Genomic DNA, 5,260 nt, shown 5'->3' with positions numbered 1-5,260 from the left:
CAAGTGTAGATAAGAGGCCGGGGGTGGGGAGGTGGGGTCACATGGCGAGGTAGCCGCCGTCGACCGGGAGCACCGCGCCGGTGATGAAGTGCGCGTCGGGTCCGGCGAGGAACGCCACGGCGCCCGCGACATCGGCCGCCTCGCCCCAGCGGCGCATGGGCGTGCGGTCGATGATCCGCCGGTCCGCTTCCGGCCGGCGCCGCAGCTCGGCGGTCATGCCGGTCCTGATCCATCCGGGCGCCACCGCGTTGACCCGCACCCCGTCGGTGGCCCACGCCACCGCGAGCGCCTTGGTCAGCTGCACGACGCCGCCCTTGCTGGCGGAGTAGGCGGGAACGCGGGGGCCGCCGAAGAAGCTGAGCATCGAGGCGATGTTGACGACGCAGCCGCCCGAGGCGGACAGCAGCCGGTGGGCGGCGGCGCAGGTGCGCATGGTGCCCGTGAGGTTGACCGCGAGCACGCCCTCGAACACCTCGGGCCGGTGTTCCTCGTCGCGCCGCAGCACGCCCGCCGCGTTGACCAGCACGTCGAGCGAGCCGAGCCCGGCGAAGAACTCGCCCACCCCGGCGGCGTGGGTGACGTCGAGTTCCACGCCCGGCGGCTCGGCGCCGAGCCCCGCGACCGTCACCTCGTCGCCCTCGCCCGCGAACCGCTCGGCGACCGCCGCGCCGATCCCGCTGGTTCCTCCGATGACGACGACGCGCCGCCTGGCTGTCACCAGTGATCGCCTCCCGGTCCGCTCATCCCGGTCGGTGCGCCGGGCCGGGTGCCATGCCAGCACAGCCACCCCCGGCGGCGCCGCCGTCATTCGCCCCCTGAATGGCCACCATTCGGACGGCGGTGCGCCGGGTCAACTCTTGGGAATGGCCGACGATCCACTCTGGTCAGACCCGGAAGGAGGGGGAATGCTAGTGAGCGTCTCATCACAGAGAGCGCAGGAGAGAGTCAGCCTTCCATGACGGCCAGCAGTCAGGAACCACAAGCTCCCGAGCGTGACCAGGTCGAACCGGGCACGCTCGCGCAGGACACCGAACTCGGGCGGGTGGGTGTCGTCGTGGGCCATGAGGGCACCAACTACCAGCTCAGACCGGTCAGGGGAGGGGTGGTGTGGGACGTGAGCCCCGAGCACCTGCGCCCCGTGGCCGCGAGCGACCTGCTTCGCGAGAAGGTCCGCCAGGCCAACCGGCGCAGCATCGGCGGCCTGTTGTGACCGAGTCGTGAGCGAACGGAGATAGCGCCATGAAGTGCCCGAGCTGCGGCAGCATCAATGTGACCAGCACCGGAATGCCACGCAGGTGGCAGTGCATGGACTGCGACAGCACATTCGCCCGCTAGCCGCGGGGGTCACGGGCCCTCCGCCGTCCGTCCGTCCTCCCCCGCCCGGGGGCGGGCGGGCGGTGGCGCGCGCCGGGGCGTGCTGCTGTCCGCCCGGCGCGGCTACGCGCGGTGGTCCGGCTCGGCGTTCAGATGGGCCGCCAGGGCCTCGGCCGCCGCCCGGTCCTCGCCGAAGAAGGCCGCCCTGGGGTGACCGTCGGGGCCGGCGGCGTGCACCAGACTGCCCACCGGGTCCACGACGTACCAGCCGCGCTCCCCGTTGTGGCGCGCCTCGAAGGTCATCCGCCGGCCCATGTCGAAATCGTCCACGCCGCGATGATGTCACCCGCAGCTGTCGAGCAGTGCCACGAGCTCGGCCCGCTCCTCCTCCGTGACGGTCAGCTCGTAGGTGTGCTTGACCGACGTCCACGCCAGCCCGTACGTGCAGCCGAACTCCTCGGCGGGCGGCAGCCATTGGTCGGGCGACTGGTCGCCCTTCTCGCTGTTGGTCGTGTCGCCGACGGCGATGAGCTGCGGGTGGTCGAGGTCGTTGGCGAACGTCTCCCGCTCCTCGTCCGTCCACGTGTCCGCCCCGGAGCGCCAGGCGTTGGCCAGCGGCACCATGTGGTCGATGTCGACGTCACCCGGCTCCGTGTAGACCTCGTCCTCGTACGGGCTGTGCCAGCTCCCGGACGTCGGCTGGCAGTCGTCGTCCACCTGGACGTCCTCCCCGTCGCGGCGCAGCACCAGCTGCCGCACCGTGCAGCCCTCCTGCGTGGCCCAGTGCGGGAAGCGGTCGCGCGAGTACCCGGTCATCGGACGGGGCTCGGCGACCGTGAGCCCCGCGAGCTGATCGCGCGCCTCCCCGGCCGTGGGCAGCCCGGGGAGCGTCGTGTCCCCGGCGCCGGGCGCGCCGTCGTCCGGCCCCGGCTGTGCCGACTCCCCGGCGGTCTCCTCCGGCGCCGCCTCCTCCGCCTCCTCCTCCAGGCCGCAGCCCGCCACCAGCAGCACGGCGCCGAGCGCGACAGCCGTCAGGCGTCCCCTCATCGCGTCACCTCCACCCTCCGCATGCCCAACCCGACGATCACTCGAACGCCGCTCGCGGTGGCGCGCGGGGCGCGTGGCGCGAACGGCGGGCGCACGGACGCACGGACACACGGACACGGAACGGCCGGCGGGCGGTCGGCCGGGCGCCGCTGACCTGTGCGACTGGACAGGGGAAGGGACGCCGTGCTGAGCTGCCGCGTCAGCGCACCCGTTCGTCCCCTTCCCTCCCGCGGTGGTGATCTCGTGCCCGATCGGCCCTTTTCTCCCCCGCGCGAGGCGGCGCGCTCTCCGCTGCGCGTGGCGGCGCGCCGGACGGGCAAGGCGCTGGCCGCCTGCGCCATCGGCTATCTCGCGCTCTGGCTGACCGCGGTCCTCGGCACGCTGGGCATGTCGCTGTGGGCGAAGCAGCACTACCCCGGCGGCGAGAGGATCTCCGGCGTCAGCAACTTCCAGCAGGTGGACGACCGGCTCTGGCGCGGTGGGGCGCCGAGCCCCGACGGCTACCGCGAGCTCGCGGAGCGCGGCATCCGCACCGTGGTCGACCTGCGGGCCGAGGACCTGTCCGAGCGTCAGCTCTCCCTGCCGGGCCGGGCCGGGCTCGACCTGGTGCGGATGCCCGTCCGGGACGGGCAGACCCCGACGGAGGAGCAGGTCGGGGCGTTCCTCACGACGGTGGACGCGGCGCGGGGGCCGGTCTACGTGCACTGCGGCGCGGGCGTCGGGCGCACCGGCTCGATGAGCTCCGCCTATCTGGTGCGGACGGGGCAGGCGGACGCGGGCCAGGCCGTCCTGCGCACGCTGGCCGTGGGCCCGCCCTCGGTCGAGCAGATCTGGTACGTCCTGTCGGCCGATTCCGGCCACACCGCCCAACCGCCGCCGCTGGTGCGGGGCGTGAGCCGCGTGCTGGACGCGCCCCGCCGGATCAACGCGTCGCTCTCCCTGTTCTGAGGCGGCCTGTTCCGAGGCGGCCTGTTCCGAGACGGCGGTCTCCCTCTTCCGAGCCGCCGGCCGAACGGGCCGGGGTCACTCCACGACGAGGGTGACCGCGATGTTCCCCCGGGTGGCCTTGGAGTACGGGCACTGCTGGTGCGCCTTCTCCAGCAGCGCCTGCCCGGCCTCGCCCGCGAGCGCGTCGGGAAGCTCCGCGCGGAGCGTCACCTGGAGGGCGAAGCCGCCGCTCTCCTCCTTGCCCAGGCCGACCTCCGCGGTGATCGAGATCTCGCCGGTGTCCACCTTCTCGCGCCTGCCGACGCCCGCGAGGGCGCTGGCGAAGCAGGCCGCGTAGCCCGCCGCGAACAGCTGCTCCGGGTTGGTGCCGTTGCCGTCGCCGCCGAGCGCGGGCGGCGGCGCCAGGTTCAGGTCGAGCTGTCCGTCGGGGGTGACGGCCCGTCCGTCGCGCCCGTTGGCGGTGGCCACGGCGGTGTACAGCACGTCCATCGCGGTTCTCCTCGTGTCGTGGTGGTCCCCGGGGTGGTGCGGGGGAGGTCGCGGTCCGACGCCCGGGTCCACCGTACGCGCGGCGCCGCCCCCGCCGGCGCGAATCACTGGGGTGGCCGTTCAGGCGCGGGCGGCGGGCGACGAACCCTCAACCATGAGGCCCGCCCACTTCCACGCCTACCACTGGCAGGGAGAGCGGCGCGTGTTCGACCAGGAGACGGCGCGACGCCCCGGGACGCCGGAATTCCTCACCAACCGCTGCACGCCCATGCGCCTGAGCGACTGGCTGCTGCGCCCCGCCACCTCGATCACCCGCACCCTCCCCGTCGCGTCCGAGGCGGCGGCGTGGTTCACCCACGAGCTGGAGAGCGCCTCCCCCGCCTTCGCCGTCGAGCACGACCGCGAGACGGCGCGGCACCGGGCGACGGCCGCCGGGGAACGGCTGGCGGCGGGCGACGACGTCCACGGCGGCTGGTATCTGCGCGGCACCGGCTTCCTGACCCTGGACGTCATCGGCTGCTCCCCCAACCGGTCGGCGCCCGCCCTCGGCTGCCCCCTCACCGCAGCGTGATGACGTTCCCCGTGACCAGCGTGGCCTCCTCCGACACCAGGAACGCGATGGTCTCGGCGACCTCGGCCGGTTCCGCGACGTGGAAGAGGGTGTCGCTGGAGGCGACGAACTCCCGCACCTCGTCGGTGACCCACCCGGTGTCGGTCACCGGGGGGTGCACCACGTTGGCGGTGATCCCCAGCCCGGCCAGCTCCGCGGCGGCCGAGAGCGTGTAGTCGGTCTGCGCCGCCTTGGCCGCGCCGTAGGAGACCTCCCCGGGGAAGCCGAGCGCGCCGCCCGAGGTCAGGCCGACGATCCGCCCCCACCTCGCGCCGCGCGCCCGGTGGCGGCGGGCCAGCTCGGCGATCAACAGCGCCGGGGCCCGTGCGTCCACGGCGAACTGCCGGCCGAAGGTCTCGGCCGTGACGGGACGCAGCGGGCGCCCGAACCGGTCGGCGGGGTCGGGCGTGAAGGTGTCCTGGACCCAGCCGGACGCGTTGTTGACCAGGATGTCCACCGGGCCGAGGCGGGCCTCGGCCGCGTCGAAGAGCGCCGCGGGCGCGTCCGGGTCGGCGAGGTCCGCCTCCACGGCCTCGGCCCGGCCGCCCGCCGCCCGGATCTCCTCGGCCACCGCCTCGCCCGAGACGGCCCTCACGTCGTGGTACCGCTCGGAGCCGTCCTCGGAGTCGTCCTCGGGGCCGGGCCCGTTCAGCCGCAGGTAGGCGCAGAGCACGGCGGTGCCGCGCGCCGCGAGGGTCCGCGCGACCGCGGCCCCGATCCCCTGGTTGGCTCCGGTCACGAGGGCGACGTGGTCCGCCGGTGGTGTGATGCGCATGGGGACCGTGGTAGCAGACGGCGGCCCGGAGCCGCAGCCCCTTATCCCGCGGGAACGGGAGGGCCGGGGGGAACGGG

At 74.4% G+C, this 5,260-nt stretch carries 8 protein-coding genes; 3 read left to right on the top strand and 5 right to left on the bottom strand.

Annotated elements, in window-relative coordinates:
• Positions 1-37: 37 nt before the first annotated feature.
• On the bottom strand, positions 38-718 hold the full coding sequence (locus ADY01_RS32265; protein ID WP_199826363.1) for an SDR family NAD(P)-dependent oxidoreductase: 681 nt from the start codon (positions 716-718) through the stop codon (positions 38-40).
• A gap of 237 nt (positions 719-955) precedes the next feature.
• Here ADY01_RS32265 and ADY01_RS32260 point away from each other — a divergent pair, with 237 nt between their 5' ends.
• Positions 956-1,210: a hypothetical protein gene (locus tag ADY01_RS32260; protein WP_049580285.1), complete on the top strand. Its 255-nt coding sequence runs from the start codon at positions 956-958 to the stop codon at positions 1,208-1,210.
• Between the two features lie 227 nt (positions 1,211-1,437).
• On the opposite strand, the gene ADY01_RS32255 is transcribed toward ADY01_RS32260, so the two are convergent.
• Both ADY01_RS32255 and ADY01_RS32250 read right to left on the bottom strand, forming a co-directional pair.
• Positions 1,438-1,644 (bottom strand): hypothetical protein, encoded by a 207-nt coding sequence (locus ADY01_RS32255; protein ID WP_234320499.1) that lies wholly within the window; start codon positions 1,642-1,644, stop codon positions 1,438-1,440.
• A 12-nt stretch (positions 1,645-1,656) separates the two neighbouring features.
• Complete coding sequence (locus tag ADY01_RS32250; protein WP_107081888.1) at positions 1,657-2,361, bottom strand: HNH endonuclease family protein; 705 nt, start codon at positions 2,359-2,361, stop codon at positions 1,657-1,659.
• 243 nt (positions 2,362-2,604) lie between these two features.
• On the opposite strand from ADY01_RS32250, the gene ADY01_RS32245 reads away from it, so the two are divergent.
• Positions 2,605-3,309, top strand: a complete 705-nt coding sequence (locus ADY01_RS32245; RefSeq protein ID WP_234320498.1) for a fused DSP-PTPase phosphatase/NAD kinase-like protein — start codon at positions 2,605-2,607, stop codon at positions 3,307-3,309.
• A 75-nt stretch (positions 3,310-3,384) separates the two neighbouring features.
• Here ADY01_RS32245 and ADY01_RS32240 read toward each other — a convergent pair whose 3' ends face one another.
• Positions 3,385-3,798 carry an organic hydroperoxide resistance protein gene (locus ADY01_RS32240; protein WP_049580283.1) on the bottom strand — a complete coding sequence of 138 codons (414 nt, stop codon included), beginning with the start codon at positions 3,796-3,798 and terminating at the stop codon, positions 3,385-3,387.
• Between the two features lie 154 nt (positions 3,799-3,952).
• Here ADY01_RS32240 and ADY01_RS32235 point away from each other — a divergent pair, with 154 nt between their 5' ends.
• Positions 3,953-4,369, top strand: a complete 417-nt coding sequence (locus tag ADY01_RS32235; protein WP_049580282.1) for a hypothetical protein — start codon at positions 3,953-3,955, stop codon at positions 4,367-4,369.
• Here the strand turns inward: ADY01_RS32235 and ADY01_RS32230 are convergent.
• A complete protein-coding gene (locus tag ADY01_RS32230; protein WP_049580281.1) occupies positions 4,356-5,183 on the bottom strand; it encodes an SDR family NAD(P)-dependent oxidoreductase in 828 nt (275 codons plus the stop codon). The genes ADY01_RS32235 and ADY01_RS32230 overlap by 14 nt on opposite strands.
• Between the last annotated feature and the right edge of the window lie 77 nt (positions 5,184-5,260).

It is taken from the genome of Streptomyces sp. SBT349 (assembly GCF_001083795.1).
GTDB lineage: Bacteria > Actinomycetota > Actinomycetes > Streptomycetales > Streptomycetaceae > Streptomyces.
This window is presented reverse-complemented; position numbering and strand designations above follow the sequence as displayed.

Coding starts and splice junctions, on each gene's coding strand:
- ADY01_RS32230 (WP_049580281.1), bottom strand. CDS start 5,183: ATGCGCATCACACCACCGGCGGACCACGTCGCCCTCGTGACCGGAGCC.
- ADY01_RS32235 (WP_049580282.1), top strand. CDS start 3,953: ATGAGGCCCGCCCACTTCCACGCCTACCACTGGCAGGGAGAGCGGCGC.
- ADY01_RS32260 (WP_049580285.1), top strand. CDS start 956: ATGACGGCCAGCAGTCAGGAACCACAAGCTCCCGAGCGTGACCAGGTC.
- ADY01_RS32250 (WP_107081888.1), bottom strand. CDS start 2,361: ATGAGGGGACGCCTGACGGCTGTCGCGCTCGGCGCCGTGCTGCTGGTG.
- ADY01_RS32240 (WP_049580283.1), bottom strand. CDS start 3,798: ATGGACGTGCTGTACACCGCCGTGGCCACCGCCAACGGGCGCGACGGA.